At 43.4% G+C, this 22236-nt stretch carries 17 protein-coding genes and 1 pseudogene; 17 read left to right on the forward strand and 1 reads right to left on the reverse strand.

The features are described 5' to 3' along the window. Nucleotides 1–72 precede the first annotated feature (72 nt). The 3 genes from ileS to E5329_RS03290 all read left to right on the forward strand — a co-directional run bounded on the left by ileS (nt 73) and on the right by E5329_RS03290 (nt 7057). Nucleotides 73–3237: an isoleucine--tRNA ligase gene (ileS, locus tag E5329_RS03280; RefSeq protein WP_135988177.1), complete on the forward strand. Its 3165-nt coding sequence runs from the start codon at nt 73–75 to the stop codon at nt 3235–3237. A 121-nt stretch (nt 3238–3358) separates the two neighbouring features. Continuing rightward, the gene (locus tag E5329_RS03285) at nt 3359–5824 is read left to right on the forward strand and encodes a glycogen/starch/alpha-glucan phosphorylase (protein WP_135988178.1); all 2466 of its coding nucleotides are present in this window, start codon (nt 3359–3361) and stop codon (nt 5822–5824) included. 243 nt (nt 5825–6067) lie between these two features. Continuing rightward, entirely contained in the window at nt 6068–7057 is a 990-nt protein-coding gene (locus E5329_RS03290; RefSeq protein ID WP_135988179.1) for a tetratricopeptide repeat protein, read from the forward strand. Nucleotides 7058–7296: 239 nt separating this feature from the next. Here E5329_RS03290 and E5329_RS32075 read toward each other — a convergent pair whose 3' ends face one another. Next, the gene (locus E5329_RS32075; RefSeq protein WP_275442965.1) at nt 7297–7461 is read right to left on the reverse strand and encodes a helix-turn-helix domain-containing protein; all 165 of its coding nucleotides are present in this window, start codon (nt 7459–7461) and stop codon (nt 7297–7299) included. Between the two features lie 348 nt (nt 7462–7809). On the opposite strand from E5329_RS32075, the gene E5329_RS03300 reads away from it, so the two are divergent. The 14 genes and pseudogenes from E5329_RS03300 to E5329_RS29610 all read left to right on the forward strand — a co-directional run bounded on the left by E5329_RS03300 (nt 7810) and on the right by E5329_RS29610 (nt 22236). After that, entirely contained in the window at nt 7810–8091 is a 282-nt protein-coding gene (locus tag E5329_RS03300; RefSeq protein WP_135988180.1) for a carbon storage regulator, read from the forward strand. Nucleotides 8092–8344: 253 nt separating this feature from the next. Next, nucleotides 8345–9523, forward strand: a complete 1179-nt coding sequence (locus E5329_RS03305; RefSeq protein ID WP_275442980.1) for a flagellin N-terminal helical domain-containing protein — start codon at nt 8345–8347, stop codon at nt 9521–9523. 72 nt (nt 9524–9595) lie between these two features. Next, complete coding sequence (locus tag E5329_RS03310) at nt 9596–9949, forward strand: hypothetical protein (protein ID WP_135988182.1); 354 nt, start codon at nt 9596–9598, stop codon at nt 9947–9949. Then, nucleotides 9918–11834: a motility associated factor glycosyltransferase family protein gene (locus E5329_RS03315; protein ID WP_168356500.1), complete on the forward strand. Its 1917-nt coding sequence runs from the start codon at nt 9918–9920 to the stop codon at nt 11832–11834. Before E5329_RS03310 ends, E5329_RS03315 begins: the two co-directional genes overlap by 32 nt. A gap of 16 nt (nt 11835–11850) precedes the next feature. After that, a pseudogene (pseB, locus tag E5329_RS03320) lies at nt 11851–12845 on the forward strand (UDP-N-acetylglucosamine 4,6-dehydratase (inverting)). Nucleotides 12846–12918: 73 nt separating this feature from the next. Next, nucleotides 12919–13551 (forward strand): pseudaminic acid biosynthesis-associated methylase, encoded by a 633-nt coding sequence (locus E5329_RS03325; RefSeq protein WP_135988184.1) that lies wholly within the window; start codon nt 12919–12921, stop codon nt 13549–13551. Then, complete coding sequence (locus tag E5329_RS03330) at nt 13527–14840, forward strand: DUF4910 domain-containing protein (RefSeq protein ID WP_275442966.1); 1314 nt, start codon at nt 13527–13529, stop codon at nt 14838–14840. The genes E5329_RS03325 and E5329_RS03330 overlap by 25 nt, the downstream gene beginning before the upstream one ends. Before the next feature lie 30 nt (nt 14841–14870). Beyond that, a complete protein-coding gene (locus tag E5329_RS03335) occupies nt 14871–16406 on the forward strand; it encodes an amino acid adenylation domain-containing protein (protein WP_135988185.1) in 1536 nt (511 codons plus the stop codon). Then, nucleotides 16393–16698, forward strand: coding sequence for a hypothetical protein (locus E5329_RS03340; RefSeq protein ID WP_135988186.1), 306 nt, complete (start codon nt 16393–16395; stop codon nt 16696–16698). The genes E5329_RS03335 and E5329_RS03340 overlap by 14 nt, the downstream gene beginning before the upstream one ends. 67 nt (nt 16699–16765) lie before the next feature. Then, entirely contained in the window at nt 16766–17563 is a 798-nt protein-coding gene (locus E5329_RS03345; protein ID WP_135988187.1) for an AAC(3) family N-acetyltransferase, read from the forward strand. A 40-nt stretch (nt 17564–17603) separates the two neighbouring features. Beyond that, nucleotides 17604–18317 (forward strand): class I SAM-dependent methyltransferase, encoded by a 714-nt coding sequence (locus E5329_RS03350; protein ID WP_135988188.1) that lies wholly within the window; start codon nt 17604–17606, stop codon nt 18315–18317. 2 nt (nt 18318–18319) lie between these two features. Further along, nucleotides 18320–19033 (forward strand): pseudaminic acid cytidylyltransferase, encoded by a 714-nt coding sequence (gene pseF, locus E5329_RS03355; RefSeq protein WP_135988189.1) that lies wholly within the window; start codon nt 18320–18322, stop codon nt 19031–19033. Continuing rightward, nucleotides 19026–21047, forward strand: a complete 2022-nt coding sequence (locus E5329_RS03360) for a sulfatase-like hydrolase/transferase (RefSeq protein ID WP_135988190.1) — start codon at nt 19026–19028, stop codon at nt 21045–21047. The genes pseF and E5329_RS03360 overlap by 8 nt, the downstream gene beginning before the upstream one ends. A 22-nt stretch (nt 21048–21069) precedes the next feature. Further along, entirely contained in the window at nt 21070–22236 is a 1167-nt protein-coding gene (locus E5329_RS29610) for an adenylyl-sulfate kinase (RefSeq protein WP_168356501.1), read from the forward strand.

Genomic DNA, 22236 nt, shown 5'->3' on the forward strand with positions numbered 1-22236 from the left:
TAATTCCCCCATGAATGGGGGCTAGGGGGCTGAAGTGTCGAAGACACTTTTTTATGAAAGGAGCAAATACTCATGTACAACAAAGTCGAAACCAACTTAAACTTTGTGGAAAGAGAGAAACAGATCGAAAAGTTCTGGAAAGACAATGATATTTTTCAGAAAAGTATGGAGAATCGGAAAGAGGGAGAAACCTATACTTTTTATGACGGCCCTCCGACGGCAAACGGCAAGCCTCATATCGGGCATGTGCTGACCCGTGTCATTAAGGATATGATTCCAAGATACCAGACCATGAAAGGAAAAATGGTTCCCCGCAAGGCCGGGTGGGACACTCATGGACTGCCGGTGGAGCTGGAGGTGGAAAAGCTGCTGGGGCTGGACGGAAAAGACCAGATTGAAGCATACGGCTTAGAGCCTTTTATTGATAAATGTAAGGAAAGTGTCTGGAAGTACAAGGGTATGTGGGAGGATTTCTCCGGAACCGTAGGGTTCTGGGCGGATATGGACGACCCTTATGTAACCTACCACAATGATTTTATCGAGTCTGAATGGTGGGCGTTAAAAGAAATCTGGAATCGAAAATTACTGTATAAGGGATTTAAAATTGTGCCCTACTGTCCCCGCTGCGGAACCCCTTTGTCTGCTCAGGAAGTGGCGCAGGGCTATAAGACTGTTAAGGAACGTTCCGCCATTGTGCGGTTCAAGGTAAAAGAGGAGGACGCCTATTTTCTGGCATGGACCACAACTCCCTGGACACTGCCCTCGAATCTGGCTCTCTGCGTGAATCCCGGGGAAACCTACTGCAAGGTTAAAGCAGTAGACGGAATTACCTATTACATGGCAGAAGCCTTGCTGGATCAAGTGATGGGAACTTTACTGGATAAAGAACAGCAGGCAAGCGGCGAAAAAGCCTATGAAGTGCTGGAAACCTGCAAGGGAACAGACCTGGAATACCGGGAATATGAGCCTTTGTATGAAGGGGCAAGGGATGCAGCCGAAAAACAGCATAAGAAAGCGCATTTTGTCACCTGTGACACTTATGTTACCATGACAGATGGTACAGGAATTGTCCATATCGCTCCGGCATTCGGTGAGGACGACTCCAAAGTAGGAAGAAAATATGACCTGCCCTTTGTGCAGTTTGTCAATGAAAAAGGTGAACTGACAGAAGGCGCGCCCTTTGCAGGAACCTTCTGCAAAAAGGCAGATCCTATGATTTTGCAGGAGTTGGAAGATCGGAAATTATTATTTGACGCGCCAAAATTTGAACATGAATATCCCCATTGCTGGCGCTGCGATACGCCGCTGATTTACTATGCAAGAGAATCCTGGTTTATTAAAATGACGGAAGTAAAGGAAGAATTAATCCGCAACAACAACACAATCAACTGGATTCCGGAAAGCATCGGAAAGGGACGGTTCGGCGACTGGCTGGAAAACGTTCAGGACTGGGGCATTTCCAGAAACCGTTACTGGGGAACTCCTTTGAATATCTGGCAGTGTGAGTGCGGGCATATGCATTCCATCGGAAGCATTGCCGAGCTGAAGGAGATGTCAGACAACTGTCCGGAGGAAATTGAGCTGCATCGTCCATATATTGATGAAGTAACCATCAAATGCCCGGAATGCGGCAAGGAAATGCACCGGGTGCCGGAGGTCATTGACTGCTGGTTTGATTCTGGGGCAATGCCATTTGCACAGCATCATTATCCTTTTGAAAATAAAGAGGTATTTGAGCAGCAGTTCCCTGCAAAATTTATTTCAGAAGCAGTAGACCAAACCAGAGGGTGGTTCTATTCCCTGTTGGCAGAGTCCACGCTGCTATTTCATAAAGCGCCTTATGAAAATGTAATTGTTCTGGGGCATGTGCAGGATGAAAACGGTCAGAAGATGAGTAAATCTAAGGGAAATGCGGTGGACCCCTTTGAAGCGTTAAAAACCTACGGAGCAGACGCTATCCGCTGGTATTTCTATGTTAATTCCGCTCCTTGGCTGCCCAACCGGTTCCATGGAAAAGCGGTGCAGGAGGGACAGCGTAAATTTATGGGCACGCTGTGGAACACCTATGCATTTTTCGTATTATATGCGAACATTGACGAGTTCGACGCCTCAAAATATAAGTTAGAATACGATAAATTAACCGTGATGGACAAGTGGCTGTTATCTAAGCTGAATACCCTTGTGACCCAGGTGGACGAGAATCTGGGTAATTACCGGATTCCCGAAGCAGCAAGGGCGCTGCAGGAATTTGTGGAGGATATGAGCAACTGGTATGTGAGAAGAAGCCGGGAGCGGTTCTGGGCAAAAGGCATGGAACAGGATAAAATCAACGCCTATATGACATTGTATACAGCCCTGGTAACCGTCAGCAAAGCGGCGGCTCCTATGATTCCCTTTTTAACGGAGGATATTTACCGGAATCTTGTGTGCAGTGTGGACAGTTCTGCACCAGAGAGCGTACATCTGTGTGATTTTCCAAAAGCAGATGCTTCCATGTCAGATCCGGAATTAGAGAAAAACATGGATGCGGCGCTGAAAATCGTTGTAATGGGAAGAGCCTGCAGAAACAGCGCAAATATCAAGAACCGTCAGCCCATCGGCACGATGTTTGTAAAAGCGGCCCGGGAACTTCCGGAGCTGTTTGTGAATATTATAGAAGAAGAGCTGAATGTGAAAAAAGCAGTGTTTACGGAGGATGTCAGCAGCTTTACGGACTATACCTTTAAGCCGCAGCTTCGCACCGTAGGGCCAAAATACGGCAAGGTTCTGGGGCAGATTCAAAAAGCATTGGCAGAGCTTGACGGCAATAAAGCCATGGCAGAATTGAAATCCAAAGGAAGTATTACCCTTGACAGCATAAATACAGAAGTTGTATTATGTGAAGAGGATCTGCTTATTACAATGACGCAGCAGGAAGGCTATGTGACGGAAAGTGATAACGAAGTAACCGTTGTGCTTGACACAAACTTAACGCCGGAGCTTATTGCAGAAGGTTTTGTCCGTGAATTGATCAGCAAGATTCAGACCATGCGCAAGGAAGCGGGATTTGAGGTCATGGATAAAATTCATGTTTCCTGGCAGGCAGGCGAGGCGATTGCTAAAATTTTCCGGGACTATGGAGAGCAGATTCAGTCTGAAGTGCTGGCAGTCAGCATTTTGGGCGATGAAGTCAGAGGATATGAAAAAGAATGGAATATTAACGGGGAAAAAGTGGTTCTGGGAGTGGAAAAGGCTTAAACAGGAACCAGAGGCCGGATATTTGGAAAGGTCAGGTATCCGGAACTCCGGACGCTATGTTCAGTACTGTATATGTTCTGACATACTGTAACAGACAGCACCAGAGAGGAAGGAGAAAGTTATGCAGAATCAGATGTTTGAGAAAGAAAAATTTATTCAGGAAATTAAAGATAATGTAAAAAATCTTTACCGCAAGACCTTAGAAGAGGCTTCTCAGCAGGAGGTTTACCAGGCGGTGTCTCAGGCGGTGAAGGAAGTTATCATTGACCAATGGCTTGCAACCCAGAAAACCATGGAAAAAGAGGACCCCAAAATGGTATATTATATGTCCATGGAATTTCTGATGGGAAGAGCGCTGGGAAATAACCTGATTAATCTGACTGCTTATAAAGAAGTAAAGGAAGCTCTGGAAGAGATTGGATTTGATTTGAACGTAATTGAAGATGAAGAGCCGGATCCGGCGTTGGGAAATGGCGGTCTGGGAAGGCTTGCAGCATGTTTTATGGAGTCCCTTTCTACTCTGGGATATCCGGCGTACGGATGCGGAATCCGTTACCGTTACGGGCTGTTCCGTCAGAAAATTGAAAATGGATTTCAGGTGGAAGTGCCGGATAACTGGTTAAAGGATGGCTATCCCTTTGAAATGCGCCGTCCAGAGCATACCTTCCAGGTAAAATTCGGCGGGTATGTTCGTTCTGAAGGGGATCCAAGCGGGAAAACAAGGTTTATCCATGAGGGATATCAGACCGTTCGTGCAGTGCCTTACGATATGCCGGTAGTGGGATACAACAATAATATGGTAAACGCCCTGATTGCATGGGATGCAGAGCCGGAAGAGTATTTTGAACTGGATGCTTTTGATAAAGGGGATTACAAGAAGGCAGTAGAGCAGGAAAACCTTGCAAAGAACCTGGTGGAAGTGCTCTATCCCAATGACAACCATATCCAGGGAAAAGAGCTGCGCTTAAAACAGCAGTACTTCTTTGTATCTGCCAGCGTACAGCGCGCTGTTGCCCGCTATAAGAAATATCATACAGATTTGCATAAGCTGCCGGATAAGGTGGCAATTCAGTTAAATGACACCCATCCCACCGTTGCAGTGGCAGAGCTGATGCGCATTTTGCTGGACGAAGAGAATATGGAATGGGATGAAGCATGGACCATTACCACCCGTACTTGTGCATACACCAACCATACCATTATGTCAGAGGCGCTGGAGAAGTGGCCCATTGAGATTTTTTCCAGGCTGCTGCCCAGAGTTTACCAGATTATTGAAGAAATTAACCGCCGGTTTATTCTGGATATTGAGAAGAAGTTCCCAGGCGATTATAATAAAGTAAAGAAAATGGCGATTATTTTTGACGGCCAGGTAAAAATGGCCCATCTTGCCATTGCGGCAGGCTGCTCCGTCAACGGCGTGGCAAGGCTCCATACAGAGATTTTGAAGAATCAGGAACTTCATGAGTTTTATCAGATGTTCCCGGAGAAATTTAATAATAAGACAAACGGAATTACCCAGAGAAGATTTTTATACCACGGCAATCCGCTGTTGGCAGAATGGGTGAATAAATATATTGGAAATGACTGGGTAACCAACCTGTCACATCTGGAGAAACTGGCTGTTTATGCCGATGATGAGAAGGCACAGCAGGAATTTATGAATATTAAATACCAGAATAAGCTGCGTCTTGCAGAGTATATCCGCAAGCATAACGGCATTGAGATAAATCCCCGTTCTATCTTTGATGTGCAGGTAAAACGTCTTCATGAATATAAGCGCCAGCTTCTGAATATTCTGCATGTGATGTATCTGTACAATAAGATTAAGGAACATCCGGAGATGGAATTCTATCCCAGAACCTTTATCTTCGGGGCAAAGGCGGCGGCAGGCTACCGCATTGCCAAGCTGACCATTAAACTGATTAACAGCGTGGCAGATGTGATCAATAATGACGCTTCCATTGGCGGCAAGATTAAAGTTGTATTTATTGAAGATTATAAAGTTTCCATTGCAGAGCAGATTTTTGCGGCTTCCGACGTTTCCGAACAGATTTCTACGGCTAGTAAAGAGGCGTCAGGTACCGGAAATATGAAATTTATGTTGAACGGCGCTGTAACCTTAGGCACTATGGACGGGGCAAATGTGGAAATTGTAGAAGAAGTGGGAGAAGAAAACGCTTTCATTTTCGGAATGAGTTCCCAGGAAGTCATCGACCATGAGCAGAAACGGGATTATGATCCTATGCAGATTTTCAACAATGATCAGGATATCCGTCAGGTGCTGATGCAGTTAATCAACGGAATGTACTCTAGGAATGATCCGGAATTATTCCGTCCGCTGTACAATTCCCTGCTGAACACACAGGATACCCAGTATGCGGATACCTATTTTATTTTGAAAGATTTCCGTTCTTATGCAGAAGTGCAGAGCAGAGTGGAAAAGGCTTACAGAGATGAAAAAGGCTGGGCAAAAATGGCAATGTTAAATACTGCGCATTCCGGCAAATTTACTTCTGACCGGACGATTCAGCAGTATGTGGACGACATTTGGCATCTGGACAAAATTAAGGTGGAAACGCCGAAATAAATAATTGATGGGGCCGCTGACATTTCTTGTGTCCGGCCCCTGTTTGTTTCGTGATGTCTGCGCAAATATTCTGGCGCAGATCTCCGGGAAGCTGATGTGGGCTTGCCCACTTTGTTTTGGTGGTCTGAAATTTATATTCGAGAGCATACTTATTTGCCAAATGATTTGCTATTCTTCTTGGAATAGTGGGAACCTGTTGGCAAATCATTTGGTTTACGGGTATAGCGGAAAGGAAGTCAGGGCATGGAAAAGAAAGGATACAGAAAAACATACCGGCACAAGGTTATTGCGGCTGTGATGCTTGCGGCAGTTGGCATGTGCCATCTGGCAGGGTGTAAGGATGAAGAGGCCCTGGAGAACCAGCAGGCGTACCGGCAGGTGGGGCTGAATAAGCTGGGTGAGGGCAGTTATGAGGAATCTGTGGAAGCTTTTCAGAAAGCATTGGATCAGTCCCAGGCAGTGGTGGGAGAGATGGAAATTGATATTTGCTATTATAAGGCCACTGCCCAGTATAAAGGCGGAGACGCCAAAGGGGCTCTGGAAACCTGTCAGGCGCTGATTGATTATGATAAGAAGGATTATAAAGCATATTATCTGCGGGGCTGCATTTATCTGAAAGAGGAAGATCGGGAAAACACCATGAAGGATTACCGGAAAGCCTTTGAAACCAGCGGAAATAATTATGAAATGTATGTTTTGGCTTATGAAAGCCTGAAAAACGCCGGCTGGGATTCTGAGGCCGAAGAGGTGCTTACGGCAGCTTTAAAACTCAAAGCAGACAAGCCTGAGGAATACCGGGAGCGGGGACATATTTATCTTTTGCAAGGCGATTATGAAAATGCCAAGAAAGAACTGGACAAGGCAATTAACAGCGATGATGTAAAGGCTTTGCTGTATCTGGCCCAGGTGTATGACGCTCAGGGGGATTCCAGCCAGGCAGCGGCTTTGTATGAGAGCTATATTTCCAAGAATAATTCAGATGTGTCTACCTTGGTGGTTCTTGGAGACATGCAGATGGAAGCCGGAAACTACAGCCAGGCGCTGGAATTCTATCAGCAGGCGCTGACGGTAAAGAATCCGCCCAATGAGCAGCAGCTTCGGCGCAATGAAATTATTGCCTGTGAACAGATGCAGGATTTTGAAGCAGCCAGGGAGAAAACGCTGGCTTATATGAAGGATTATCCGGAGGATGAAGAAGCCCAGAAGGAGTATACTTTTTTACAGACCAGGTAGGAGGGAAACAGATGGGCATGTATTTGAATAGTGAAGCTGCATATACTTTGTATAAAAATGAGACGAAGAAACCGTATTTTGTAGGCTTACCGGAATCGATATATGGTGAACCATATCATAAGTAAAGGCGAAAAGGAACGGAAGTTCAGGCAGGAGAAAGAGAATAAGAGTTGTATTTTAACCCCATGGGAGTGTGTGGCTTCCATGGGGTTTTTGTCTGATGTGGGTATATTTTGTGTTTACGGTTTATCAGGCGGGATATATTCTATCAGGTCATGCAGGTCGCATTCCAGAACGTAACATAATCGTTTTAGGATATCAATATCAAGACGCTGTATTTTTCCATCCCTGTAATTGCGTAGTTGTGTTCTCTGCATTTCCGTACGGAAAGACAACTGGTTCATAAAGGCGATTGTGCAAATTGATTAGAATCAGCACAATTGCCTTTTTTCTATTAAATTTAGGGCGAAATACACGAAAAAATGCAACAATTTGTATCAAATTGTTGCATTTTTTATTTACACAGATAATATCGGCTCTTTCCTCACATACTTAACCTCTCTTTAGAAAAAATTATAAAATTTTTTTCAGGAAGCACAACTCTCAATCCCGCTGTTTATCAGGGATTTCACATCCATGCAACAATTTGATACAAACTGTTGCATCCCAAAAATCATCAGGAAGTGATTTCCATTCCGCCTGTTTCAAAGAACATCCATCAGGCGGCAGGAAGAAGAAACAAGGAGGTTCCCATGCTGAAATTAACAGTGAAGGCCGGCGAGTACTTATTGGTTGGAGACGATGTCAAAGTGGTGTTTACCGGAGGCAGTTCCAACAATCTGCATGTTCTGGTGGATGCGCCTAAGTCCATGAACATCGTGCGGAGCACGGCGCTGGAGAAATACGGAATGGCGGCAGATCCGGGAAATGAAGTGAAACACCATAAGGATAAGGAGTTGTCTCCGGAAGCCAAAGAGAAAATCAAAGCGATTCTTATGGAAGAGCGGCGGAAAGCCAGGAAACAGAAGCAATAACAGCAGCAATGGCGTGACCAGGCCATAGCAAGCGGCGGAAAACCGGAAATTAGCGGTAATAATGCGGGGGTAACCTAGGGCTCCTGCTTATTATAGAAGGCTCCTGTTCAGAGAACAGGCAGCAAAGAAAATGCACGCAAACGGATTTGCGGCATTGGTTGTCACCTGGAAATCAGGGATAACAGATACCCGGCAGAAAATGATACCCGGGCATACAAGACCATAAACAACAAGGAGGAAAAATATTATGGCAATGGTAGTACAACACAATCTTACAGCAATGAACTCGAATCGTCAGTTGAGCGTAACAACAAGTGCACAGGCAAAATCATCAGAGAAATTATCATCTGGTTACAGAATTAACCGTGCAGGAGATGATGCGGCAGGGTTGAAGATTTCTGAAAAAATGAGAAGCCAGGTGCGTGGATTGAATAAAGCGTCCAGAAATGCACAGGATGGTATTTCTTTGATTCAGACAGCAGAAGGTGCGTTAAATGAAGCGCATTCTATCTTACAGCGTATGAATGAATTGGCAGTTCAGGGTGCCAATGACACCAACCAGGATATTGACCGTGACGCCATTAATCAGGAATTGGAAGCTTTAACTGCAGAGCTTGACCGGATTTCTGAAACCACTCAGTTCAATAAACAGGAATTGCTGGATGGAAGTTTTTCTGATAAGAAACTTCATGTAGGAGCTAACGCAAATCAGAGCATCAGTATCAGCATCGGTAAGATGGATGCAGCAACCATTGGTTTAAAAGACTTTAAGTATTTTGAAGGACTGAAAACAGTATCCTATAATACAATCTCTTATAATGGTGTAGAATATACGTATGATGCATCAAAGAGTGCAGCTTCCAATAAATCCTTATTCTTAAGTGCAGCAAAAGCCCTTGGTAAGACTACATTTGAAGATGATATGATCGCTATGACTTCAGGCGGAAGCTATACGCTCGTTTCGGGCTCTCCTGCATACAAAACGATGGAGTCTGCAAAAACTTATGGACCAAGTGCAATGGGAAGCCTTTATAAGGGAGCAGCAAGTAATGAATGGTCAAAATTATTGTCAAATGCAAAAACCATTGGAACAACAGCAGGTGGATTTGGCAATAGTGCAACTCTTACAATGCCTACTGTATCGGATTATGATAAGGCAAATGCTACCTTGAAAGCTGTACAGAATGCAATTAACATTGTTTCTACTCAACGTTCCGCTCTTGGTGCGTTGCAGAACCGGTTAGAGCATACGGTTGCAAACCTGGATAATGTAGCAGAAAATACACAGGCAGCAGAATCCAGAATTCGCGATACAGATATGGCTTCTGAGATGGTGGAATACAGCAAGAACAATATTCTTGCACAGGCAGGTCAGTCTATGCTCGCGCAGGCTAACCAGTCTACTCAGGGCGTACTGTCTCTGCTCCAGTAAATTATCGTCATTATTTCAGAATAAAAAAGCCGGCTCTGGCCGGTTTTTTTATTCGAAACAAAGGGAGAGCCGATGGAAGAGAAGATACAAAATTTGTATGAAAGTATTAATTTTTTGGGATTTAATGCAACTTATCACCGGAATAATAATTATGTGGAAAACAGCAAGAAACTGCTGGAGCAGATACAGGAGTTTGTTCAGTGGTTTATAGAAGAAAAGCATTTTGGATTTGAACAGGACATATATGATAATTTGAACGATATTTTGAAAGATTGCGAAACGGCGCTTAAAGAACATGACAATGTACTGATGATGGATGCTTTGGAGCAGGGGATTGCAGGATATTTGGAGATGTTTCTTTCGGAAGAATATTTCAGGGAAAAGGAGAAGAGTGATGCCAGAGAAGTTGATGAACAGGAATCTTAAGGCGCTGGAAAAACGTTTCCCTGGAATATGTGAAATTATGGATGAAAAGAAAGAGGAACTGCTGCAGAAAGAATCAATGCATATTACCGAGGAAACAGCTTTTACTGAAGAACAGATTCTGGTGGCGGAAAAAGATGGACGCAGGCTGTATTTGGCAGGGAGACGCAATCCGAAGGCGCATGCCGAAAACCAGATTTCCGTATTGGGTAAAATAGTTCCAAATGCACCGGTATTTGTGATGGGTATGGGGAATATCCATTATCTGGAAAAGCTGATAGAAGAGTCGGATGATAGTGTAATTATTTTGATATATGAGCCGCTTTTTTCAGTGTTTTATAAACAGTTAAAGCGAATAGATTTTGAAGAAATATTTGGTAAACGGACAGTTAGTTTAGTTGTGGAAGGAATCAATGAAGAGGGACTGGAAAGTGTTGTGGGAACCATGCTGCAGGGGGACAAGGTTCCATTAATGAAATATTTTATATTGCCGAATTATGTGGAATTATGCCGGGAACAAGTGAACCGGTTTCTGGATATTATGATAGAAAAGTCAAAAAGGTATTATGTAGACCTTGGAACAAAAATGTTTTTCAGTCCATATCAGGCAGAGAATTTTTATCATAATATAAAACATCTGCCGACGGGATACAAGGCTTTTCAGCTTTTTCGGACAATACCGGCTGATGTTCCGGCCTTTGTGGTGGCAGCCGGACCATCCTTGAATAAGAATATAAAAGAATTAAAAAGGGCAAAAAATAAATCTTTTATCATTGCAGTGGATACGGCAGTGAAACCCCTATTACAGGAAGGAATTAAACCGGATATGTTTGCAACGCTGGATGGCATAAAACCCCTGGAATTAGTGGAGATGGAACAGGCGAAGAAAATTCCTCTTTTGACGCTGGTAACGGCAGCGGATGCTATTATGGATTATCATACTGGCAAAAAGTTTTTTTTTGATGAAGGTTATGAGTATGTCCGAAAATTATTTGAAATGAATGGAAAGACATTGGAAGGATTTCCGGTAGGAGGTTCTGTTGCCACTTTGGCTTTTTCTTTGGCTTGTTATCTTGGATTCCGAACAATTATTTTTGTAGGTCAGGATTTGGCTTATACAAATAATAGATCTCATGCAGACGGCACGTTCCATGCACAAATGTTGGAAGAAGATACAGAAGACTTTATGAAAGTTCCAGGAAATTACGAAGAGGAAGTGCCCACCTTAACGAATCTGAATGATTACCGAAAATGGTTTGAAGAATATATTGAATGGTGGAAGGAAGGTCATGAAGTAACATTCATTAATGCCACGGAAGGCGGAGCCAAAATCGAAGGAACAGAGTTGATGACATTAGCTGAAGTGATTGACCAAGAGTGTGGGAAAGAAGTGGATATTTCATCCTGTATCGATGGTATGGAACCGGTATTTAATGAGAAAGAGCAGGAGAAAATTTGGGATTATCTCTATGACACGCCAAAACAGGTTCACGAAATTGTCTCTTTAGCCCGGGAAGGGAAAAAACTTTATCATCAATTGGACAAGCTGTGCAAAAAAGGAAATATGGACAAGCGGGCTTATCTGAAGATTTTGAAACGGGTAAAGCGCAACCGGAAGAAAATAGAGGATAATCCTAATTATCAGCTTTTAAGTGAGTCTATGACAAAAGCGGAGCAGATTATCCGTTCCGGACAGTATTTGAGAAGGGAAACGATAGAAGAAGAGGGAATCGAACTTGCAAGACAGGGAAAGAAATACATGGAATTGTTAGAGGAATACGCCCGGATTATGGAAGAATACACAAGGAAGATATTTGATTTCCAAGATAAAGGCAGTGCTGGGAGTGACGGAGCCAGGCTCAGGTCATCTCTAGGACAGACAGAATGAATCAGGAGGAAATGTTATGTTAAACCAGAAAACCATTCTAATTACAGGCGGGACAGGCTCTTTCGGCCATGCATTTACAGAATATGTATTGACTCATTATGAGCCGAAAAAAATCATTATCTATTCCCGTGACGAATTCAAACAGTTCCAGATGGCGGGCAAGTTCCAGAAATACAAAGAAAAGCTGAGGTTTTTTATTGGGGATGTCCGGGACAGAGAGAGGATGTTTCGGGCCTTGGACGGAGTAGATTACGTAGTTCACGCAGCGGCATTAAAACAAGTGCCAGCTTGTGAGTACAACCCTATAGAAGCGGTAAAAACAAACATTAACGGGGCAATGAATCTTGTGGACGCCGCCTTGAATTGCGGAGTAAAGCGGGTAGTGGCGCTGTCCACGGATAAAGCAGTGAATCCCATCAATTTGTATGGTGGAACAAAACTGGTGTCTGATAAATTGTTTATTGCAGCAAATGCCTATTCCGGGGAAAAGGATGTCCGCTTTTCCATTGTCCGATATGGAAATGTGGCTGGAAGCCGAGGTTCCGTAATCCCCTTTTTCCGGCAAATGATAGATCAGGGAGAAAAAATTCTTCCAATTACAGATTATCGGATGACCCGGTTCTGGATCAGCCTGGAGGAAGGAGTGCAGCTGGTAATTAAAGCGCTGGGGGAAGCGAAAGGCGGAGAGACTTTTATATCGAAGATCCCATCTTTTAAAATTACAGATTTGGCCCAGGCGATGGCCCCGGAATGTGCCAGAGAAGAAGTGGGAATTCGGGAAGGGGAAAAGCTGCATGAGATTATGGTAACCCGGGAAGATTCTGCTATGACTTATGAATATGAGAAGCATTATATTATTTATCCCCATTACAGTTGGTGGGAGGAATGCCGCATACTGCCGGGCGGAAAAAAGTGGAGGATGGCTTTGAATACAGTTCCGGGACAAATACAGAATGGCTGGATATTTTGAAGCTTCAGGAGTTATTGGCGCAGATGCAGGGGGAGCAATAAAAAGTGAAACAGAGAACAAAGCAGAACACGGCATGGAAAGGAAACAGGGAAATAAATCAGGAGGGAAGAGAGCATGGGCTATAAAACAGAACAGGAAGCATTCTGGAGCGGAGACTTTGGAAATGGTTACATAGAGAGGAATGAATGCACAAAAAAATCTCTGGCGGCTGTGATTGGGCTTTATTCCAGGATTGCAGGCAGAGCCCCGGGACTGAAAAGTGTGATTGAATTTGGGGCTAATATTGGAATTAACCTGAAAGCAATAAAAACACTGATTCCCGATATTCAGACAGCAGCCATTGAAATCAATCATAATGCAGCGTCCAGGTTAAGGGAGGATTCCTTTTTTCAGGGGCAGATAGAAGTATTTGAAACTTCCATTTTGGAATATGATCCTGTAAAAAAATATGACATGGCATTGATATCCGGCGTATTAATTCATATTAATCCGGAGGAATTGCAGAATGTATATGAGAAGTTATACCATTCTTCCGGAAAATATATTTGCATTATAGAATATTATAATCCGACGCCTGCAGAGATTCCCTACCGGGGGCATGAAGGAAAATTGTTTAAACGGGATTTTGCCGGAGAATTTCTGGATCAGTATCCCGACTGCCGGTTGGTGGATTACGGATTTCAGTATCATAGAGATCATTATTTTCCGGGAGATGACAGTACATGGTTTTTATTAGAGAAGAACTAAAAGGAGAATACATGGTTATTCAGGGAAAACAGATATATGATTTGGCGGCCCGGTTGTTTCCCATCTGCCGCAGCATTACTGGAAGTGGAGTGCGGCAGACTTTGGAGATCTTAAAGCAGCATATCTCTCAGATGAAAATCACAGAGGTGCCCAGCGGCACGAAAGTATTTGACTGGGAGGTGCCTCGGGAATGGAATATTTCAGAGGGATATATTGAGAACAGCTCCGGTGAAAGAGTGATTGATTTTAAGGAAAATAATTTACATATTATGGGATATTCCGTGCCGGTGGATGCATATGTGCAACTGGAGGAACTGAAAAAACATATCTATACAGAACCGGCGCAGCCTACAGTAATTCCTTATCTGACTTCTTATTATAAAGAAAATTTCGGATTCTGCATGAGTGAGAACCAGAAAAATAACCTGCAGGAAGACACTTACCATATGGTGATAAAAAGTGAGTTGAAACAGGGAAGCCTGACTTATGGGGAACTGGTGATTCCGGGAGAGAGCAAAGAGGAAATATTCTTTTCCACTTATATCTGCCATCCTTCCATGGCGAATAACGAATGTTCTGGCCCGGCTCTGGCTGTGTATCTTGCAGAGTGGATTTCGGGGCTGACCAGCAGAAGATATACCTACCGCTTTGTGTTTGTGCCGGAGACAATTGGTTCCATTGCTTATCTGAGCAGGCATTGGAAAGAAATGAAAAACAATGTAATTGCAGGTTTCAATCTTTCCTGTGTGGGGGACAATGATCATTATTCCATGGTGGAATCCAGATATGGAGATACTTTGTCGGATCGGGCGTTAAAGAATGTGCTTCGGTATCATTGTGAAGAATTTATGGTGTATCCTTTTCTGAAAAGAGGCTCGGATGAGCGTCAGTACAATGCGCCGGGCATTGATTTGCCGGTGGTGAGTTTCTGCCGTACGAAATATGGGGAATATCCTCAGTACCATACTTCGGCGGATAATATGGACTATATTTCACCGGAAGGATTTCAGGGCAGCTATGAAGTAATGACGAAAGTGATTCGTGCTCTGGAATGCAACAGGAAATACAAGGTGAAGGTTTTATGTGAGCCTCAGCTTGGAAAACGGGGCCTGTACCCCACAGTCAGCCGGAAGGGACAGTATGACAAAGTTTACGGCATCACCACCTTTCTTGCCTATGTGGATGGAAAGAATGATATGATAGCCATTAGTGATCGGATTGGATACCCTGTGGACATGCTGATTGATATTGCGGAAAAATTGATGGAAAATGATTTGATTTCAGGATAAGGACAGAAGTGAAAAGGAAAGGAATGAAGTATGGAAAAATGGAACGGAACCATTCGCAATGTGCTGGAATATATTGAGCATTCTGCAAGAGAATATCCGTCTAACCCTGCATTTCGGGACGATAAGACGCAGGTTACATATTCAGAACTGCTGCAGCAGACAAGAAGATTAGGGTATCAGATTGCAAAAAAGATTTCCGGAATGCGTAATCCGATAGCTGTTTTCATGGATAAATCTGTGGAATGCCTGATTTCTTTTTTTGGGATTGCCGCCAGCGGGAATTTTTATGTCTGCATGGACACACAGATGGCGCCGGAGCGCATCCGTAAGATCTTGAACAGCTTACAGCCGGCTGCAGTCCTTGGCAAATCTATTCAGAACGAAAAGCTTTTTTCGGACTATTTGATATTGGATTATGAAGAACTTCTAGCTGCAGGGACAGAGGAGGGAAAACAGCAGGAATGCCTGAAGAATATCCGAAGAAACATGATTGATGCAGACCCATTGTACATTCTGTATACTTCAGGTTCCACCGGGATTCCCAAGGGAAGCGTCATCAGCCACAGGTCTGTCATTGACTATGCAGAGTGGGTCAGCCGCATTTTTCAATTTGATGAGAAAACGGTGTTCGGAAGTCAGACTCCATTTTATTTCAGTATGTCTGTGTTGGATATTTTTACAACCATACGCAATGGGGCGGCATTGCAGATTATCCCGAAGAAATTGTTTTCTTTTCCGGTGAAGCTTTTGGAATATATGAAGGAAACCCATGTGAACGCCATATACTGGGTTCCCTCGGCGCTGTCCATTGTGGCGGACTGGCAGGCTTTGGACTATGTTGCGCTGCCACAACTGCATACGGTTTTGTTTGCAGGGGAAGTAATGCCCACCAGGCAGTTGAACGTTTGGCGCAGCCATTTGCCGGAGGCAAGATACGCGAATCTGTTTGGCCCTACGGAAATTACAGATATTGGCTTGTATTATATCTTAGACCGGGAATTTTCAGATGAAGAACCGATTCCCATCGGCGTTCCCTGTGAAAATATAGATGCTTTTGCTGTGACAGAAGAAGGGAAACTCATCGGGAAAGGCGAGACAGGGGAGTTGTATTTCAGAGGCTCCTTTGTGGGCTGCGGCTATTATAATAATCCGGAAAAGACCCAAGAAGTCTTTATCCAGAATCCTCTGCAAAGTTCTTATCCCGATCCGGTGTACCGCACCGGAGATCTGGTAAGGCTCAATGAGCGGGGAGAGTATCTTTACCAGGGACGGAAAGATTTCCAGATTAAGCATATGGGCTACCGGATTGAGTTAGGGGAAATTGAACATGCGGCAGGTTCTTTCCAAAAGCTGGAGCGGGCAGCCTGTATCTATCATACAGGGAAAGATAAAATTATTCTTATCTATCAGGGAACTGCCGGGAAGGAAGAAATTATGGCGTATTTGAAAGATTTACTTCCGGCCTATATGATGCCGGAAGTAATGGTTCAGGTGCCGGCTATGCCCTTGAACGCCAACGGCAAGATTGACCGTAAGCGTTTACAGGAGCAGTATGGAGAGACATAACGAAACAATGGAAGAACAGATGGAAAGGATGGACAGTGAGATGAAGCAGGTACAGTTAGAAGACATTATCAATCTCTTTAAAGAAGTTCAACCCCTGGGAAATTATGAAGAGGATACCTTGCTGTATGAAAGCGGGTATGTGGATTCTCTGACGATTTTCGGACGGGTATTGCCGGAATTGGAGAAAAGATACGGAATCAAGGTGGAGCCGCCGGAACTGATTCCTGAGCATTTTGAAACTCCGGCAGCGATTTTAAAATATTTGAAAGGCAAAGTGGCACAACTTGTCTGAAGAAAAATTTATTGCAGAAGAGACGGGTGGGAAATATTTTACAAAAGCGCTGCGGTAAGGAGAAAAGATGGACGAAGCATATATTTCATATAAAAAAATTGCATCTGAATTGAACATAAAGCCGGGACAAAATGTGTATCTTTCTTCTGATATTCTGGCCCTTGCCTGGACTGCCGGGCAAAATGGAGAAACCTTTGAGGCCGAGGAACTGATTGACAGTTTTCAGCGTCAGATAACGGCAGACGGGACGCTTATCATCCCTTCCTTTCACTTTGATTTTAGCAATAAGGGAAGCTACGATTACCGAAAGACCCCTTCCTCTTCGGGAGCATTGGGAAATGCGGCATTGAAGCGGAATGATTTCAGGCGCACGAAGCATCCCATGCATTCATTTTGTGTCTGGGGAAAGGGACAGGAAATTTTGTGTGAAATGGAGAATCTGAATTCTTTCGGAGAAGATTCCCCTTTTGCATGGATGCATGAAAATCATGCCATACAGGTGTTGGTGGGAACGGATTATCAGCGCAGCATGACATTTGTCCATTATGTGGAGTACATGGCGGATGTGCCCTACCGTTTTCCTAAGGAATTCACGGGAACCTATGTGGAGGAAAGCGGAAGGGAGACACAGCGGACTTATCAGTATCCGGCCAGAAAACTGGAACTTGGAAGCATTGAGAAGTTTAACCGTATCGGCAGGAAGTTAGAAGAACAAGGAACGGCTGAATGTTATGAGATTAACGGCGTTCCTGTGAAGAAAGTTATGCTGGCCGAAAGTTATCCAATTATTTATGAGGATGCAAAATACAATATGTGCCGGAATTTATATGATTTTAACAGAGAGCGGGAATGGATTTGGCAGTAGGGATTTATCTGTTAAAAGGAATTAAGTGGAGGAAGAGAAGATGGAGGAAGGAACAAAGAAAAATTCCAGGGCTTGGTCGGAGATTTACCGGACGACTGCTTTTGGGAATGCATATCCTACGGATGGATTAGTCAGTATCTACCATCATTTTATAAAAAAAGAATTGAAAGGCGCAGGGCATCCGCTGAAAGTACTGGATTTTGCATGCAGCCATGGGGCAAATGCAAAATTTTTTGCCAATCTGGGATTTGATGTCTATGGCATTGATATTTCAAAAGAGGCCATTGATTTCTGTATTCAGGAACAGGGATTTGGACCGGAACAATTTGTGGCCTGTGATATTTTAAACGAGGAACGGCCTGTGAAGGAGATGTTCGGAACCTTTGATTTGATCATTGCATCGGAATGTCTTTATTATTTTGCTGAAAAAGACTTACAAAGGCTGCTGCAGGAATTTCAGGATTGTATGAAGGATGGGGCGGTTTTTTATGGGAATATGCATACCTGGAATCATCAACTGTATCGGAATTACAGGCAGACAAATAGAAATGAAGAAGGGCTGACAGAGATACCGGAATCTGGAACGGCAGGGCTTCCTCTGGGAGTGCGTATTGTGGAAAACAAAGAGGAAATGAGAAAGCTGTTTGGGGTATTTCAGGAGAAAGCCATTGTCCGATCTGTATTGGAACTGGAATCAGAAAATGAAACGCTGCATTTTATTGGGAAGAAAACAGAGATATTGCAAGAGGGATAGAGATGGAGAAAAAGAGATTGGCAATTATTACAGCCAGAGGAGGAAGTAAACGCATACCGGGGAAAAATATCCGGGAATTCTGCGGCAGGCCCATGATTGCCTATTCCATTGAGGCGGCTATAGAAAGCAGGATTTTTACAGAAGTTATGGTGTCTACAGACAGTGTAAAGATTGCGGAAACTGCGAAAAAATACGGGGCAAAGGTTCCTTTTATGAGAAGCCGGGAAAATTCCAATGATTATGCAGCCACTTCGGATGTGATTCTGGAAGTGCTTAAGAATTACAGAATGCTGAAGCAGGAATTTGATTGTTTTTGCTGTATCTATCCCACAGCGCCCTTTCTGACGCCGGAAAGGCTGAAAGAAGCCATGCAGCTTATGGAAGAGCATCATCCTTCCGCGGTTTTGCCGGTGGTTGCTTATTCCTATCCTCCCCAGCGGTGTTTTATTATGGGAAAGGACAATCGGCTGGAATATAAATATCCGGAATATATCCGAGCCCGTTCCCAGGATTTGGAAAAGCAGTATCATGACGCCGGGCAGTTTTATATTTACCAGAGTGAAGAATATCTCAGGAAGAAAGGCATGATTGCAGAGAATATAATGCCTCTGGTTTTATCAGAACTGGAGGTGCAGGATATAGATAATGAGGAAGACTGGAAGCTGGCAGAATTGAAGTATCTGTTGGTGAAAGGGAAGGAGAATTTTGGTGAATAAGAAGATAGAAACGCTGATAGAAAGAGAACAGTGGGAACAGGCATGGAATGCGATTACTGATTATGAAGCAGTGCAGCCGGAAGATGTGGAAATTAATGTCTATAAGTTTTTGTGCGCTATGTACATTGGGGAATATGAAGCGGCTTTTAGATATGCGAAGACGGCAGTAAAGGATATGCCTTATTCGCCGGATGCACATTACAATTATGCCTGTGCATGCCAGGCATGTGGAAAATTATATGACGCTTATGAACAGTATGGAGTTGCTTTGGAGTTGGCTTTTGGAGGTAATTTTTATCAATTTGATGCTTCCCAGCTGGAACAAAGTATTGCAGATTTATTGGAATTGATTCGCTTTGATGCAGAGGAGGCAAAAGGAGAGGAAGCAAAGGAAAAAAAGCGGCAGGTGGACTATCTGCTAGAAAAAAGCGGTATGAAATGGGAAGTTGGAAGATCGCTTTTTCATAGCGATTATGAAATAATTTCTTCTGAATATATGGATTATCAGCAGCTGTCAAAATTATACGTTGCACCTGCCTCAGCAGAAGCAGCCTGGTGCATAGAGTGTGGATATTACAACAAGGCTACCTGTTATTCCAGAGCGGAACTTCAGCGTTCGGAAAGAGAAATTAACAGTTTAGTTATGGAGACGGATAAGGACTTGTTTTTACCGATTGTGATGCCGGAAAGAGGGTATTTATCTTTTGAAGTGAATGGAAAAAATGCAGTGATTGCGAATAAGCAGCCTTGGCAGTATGTCAATTACCGTATACCAAAAGGAAAAATTTCCATAGTTTCGGAGAAACAATTTCGCGTTGGATCAGCGATACCGATTGAGCATCATCCAAAAAGAAAACGGTTGGTATTAAATATTTTTATAGATGGATTGTCCCAAATGATAGTTGGAAGAGAGTTTTCCAAATTGATGCCTCATACATATGATTTTTTTAGAAAAGGAATGTTATGCACTAATGCTTATACAGCAGGAGATTGGACATTTCCATCCATTGCCAGCATTGTTACCGGGCAGACAATCGCAAAGCATAAAATGCTCCATTCTAAATTGCTTAGAAAGTTGGATGGAGACACTCCTATATTGTTTGAGTATTTTAAAGAAGCCGGATATAATACTACGAAAATAGGAGGAAATTGGCGGATTACGCCGAATTATGGGTATGCTCGGGGGATAGACCGTACCTTTTATCAGCATCATTATAACGGATATTTTGCGGAAGATATCATATCGGACGCCATAGAACAGATGCATTCTATGCGGGAGACCGATCAGTTTATCTGGATGGAAATCGGTGATCTTCATTTGGTGGCTGACGGGATTAATCTTGGTTCCCATATAAGTGAATTTTCTTTATGGGAAAATCAGCAGGAGCAGAAAAAAATCAATTCAGTCAAGCAGGAATATAGTGCAGCAATGACGGCATATTACAAAAAAGAAATTGAAAAGGTGGATCGTAAGCTGGCGTCTTTATACCAGTATATTGAAGACAACTATAAAGATAATGAAATATTAGTGTCGTTGTTCGCGGATCATGGTCAGGGATTTCTGATTCAGCCTGGACAGGAGTTTTTGAGCCGGGGCCGGAGTAACGTTGCCTTTATGGTTCGAGGCGGCGGAGTGGAAGGTGAAACAGAAGAAATTATATCTACCTGTGACTATACGCCAATAATGTGTCATATGGCTGGCATACCGTTTTCCTTTGAAAATACAGACGCTCATCTTCCGCTGTGCTTTGGAGGAAATGAAGAGCGGGAATTTGCCATTACGGAGAGTATTCATGTGGATGATCCATATCAGATAGCATTGAAGGGAAAAGAATTTACCTTTTATTTCACCAGTGAGGAACTTGTGACTTCAGAGTGCAGAATTCCGTTGAAAAAATACAATGTAAAGCTGGAAGATGATAAGGGAAATGAATTGGAAAATATGGAGTTGAAGATGCGGTTCACGGAGTATTGCCTGAAACATATTTCCCCATGTGTGATTTATGACAATTAAACTGTAGACAGGAGGACAGGCTTTGGAAAAAGGTGTGTTATATTGGATTACCGGGCTTTCCGGTGCAGGGAAAACAACAGTTGGAACAAAATTATATTACGAATTGAGAAAGACATGTCCGGGTTTAGTGATACTGGACGGGGATATTCTGAAAAAACTGGTGGGGGATTCTCTGGGCTATTCCCGGGAAGAACGCCTGAAACGGGCAAATTATTATTCCCAAATGTGCAAGATTTTGACTGATCAGGGGATCACAGTGATTATCTGCACCATTGCCATGTACGATTCCGTCCGGGAATGGAACCGGAAATACATAGAAAAATATGTGGAAGTCTATCTGAAAGTTGACCGGGAAATCCTGATGAAACGGGATAAAAAAGGACTGTATTCTAGGCAGAGATCTGGAAAAGTTTCTGAAATCGCAGGTCTGGATATTGATGTGGAATATCCGAAAACGCCGGATGTGGTGATTGAAAACGATGGCTCTGTCTCTGTCCGTGAATGTGTGGAAAAAATTATGGCATATCCGGTAAAGCAAAAAGACACCTTCCGCCGGGATGTGGATTACTGGAATCACTATTATGCAAAGAAGCTGAAAGAGATTCAATCCCCCAGCGATTTTGCCCAGTCGGTAATTTCCCATTTGGAACCGGGAAAATCTCTGATTGATTTGGGATGCGGAAATGGCCGTGACAGCCTTTATTTTATGGAACATCATTTGAATGTGACAGGAATTGACGCTTCAGAAGAGGCGATTTCTCAATTGAATCAGCTCAAATTGGAGAATGGCAATTTTGTCTGTGATGATTTTGTAAGTTCCAAAGCATTATATCAGGTGCAGTATGATTATATTTACAGCCGCTGGACCATGCATGCAATTTCAGAACAACAGGAGGATGAATTGTTAGAGAACGTGGCGGAGGCGGTAAAAGAGGGCGGATTGTTTTTGATAGAGGCTCGAAGCATTCAGGATGACTTGTATGGTAAAGGGATGTGCGTGGGAAATAATGCTTTCATTTATCATGAGCATTTCCGAAGGTTTATGGATAAAGAAATATTTATTCCAAAACTGGAAAATCATGGATTCCGGGTAATATCCCTAGAAGAGGGAGAGAATTATTCAAAAACAGAGACGTCTAATCCTGTGCTGGTGCGGATTGTTGCGTCCAGGGGGCCGAAGGGAGAATAA

The organism is Petralouisia muris, from assembly GCF_004793545.1.
In the GTDB taxonomy this organism is placed as follows: domain Bacteria; phylum Bacillota; class Clostridia; order Lachnospirales; family Lachnospiraceae; genus Petralouisia; species Petralouisia muris.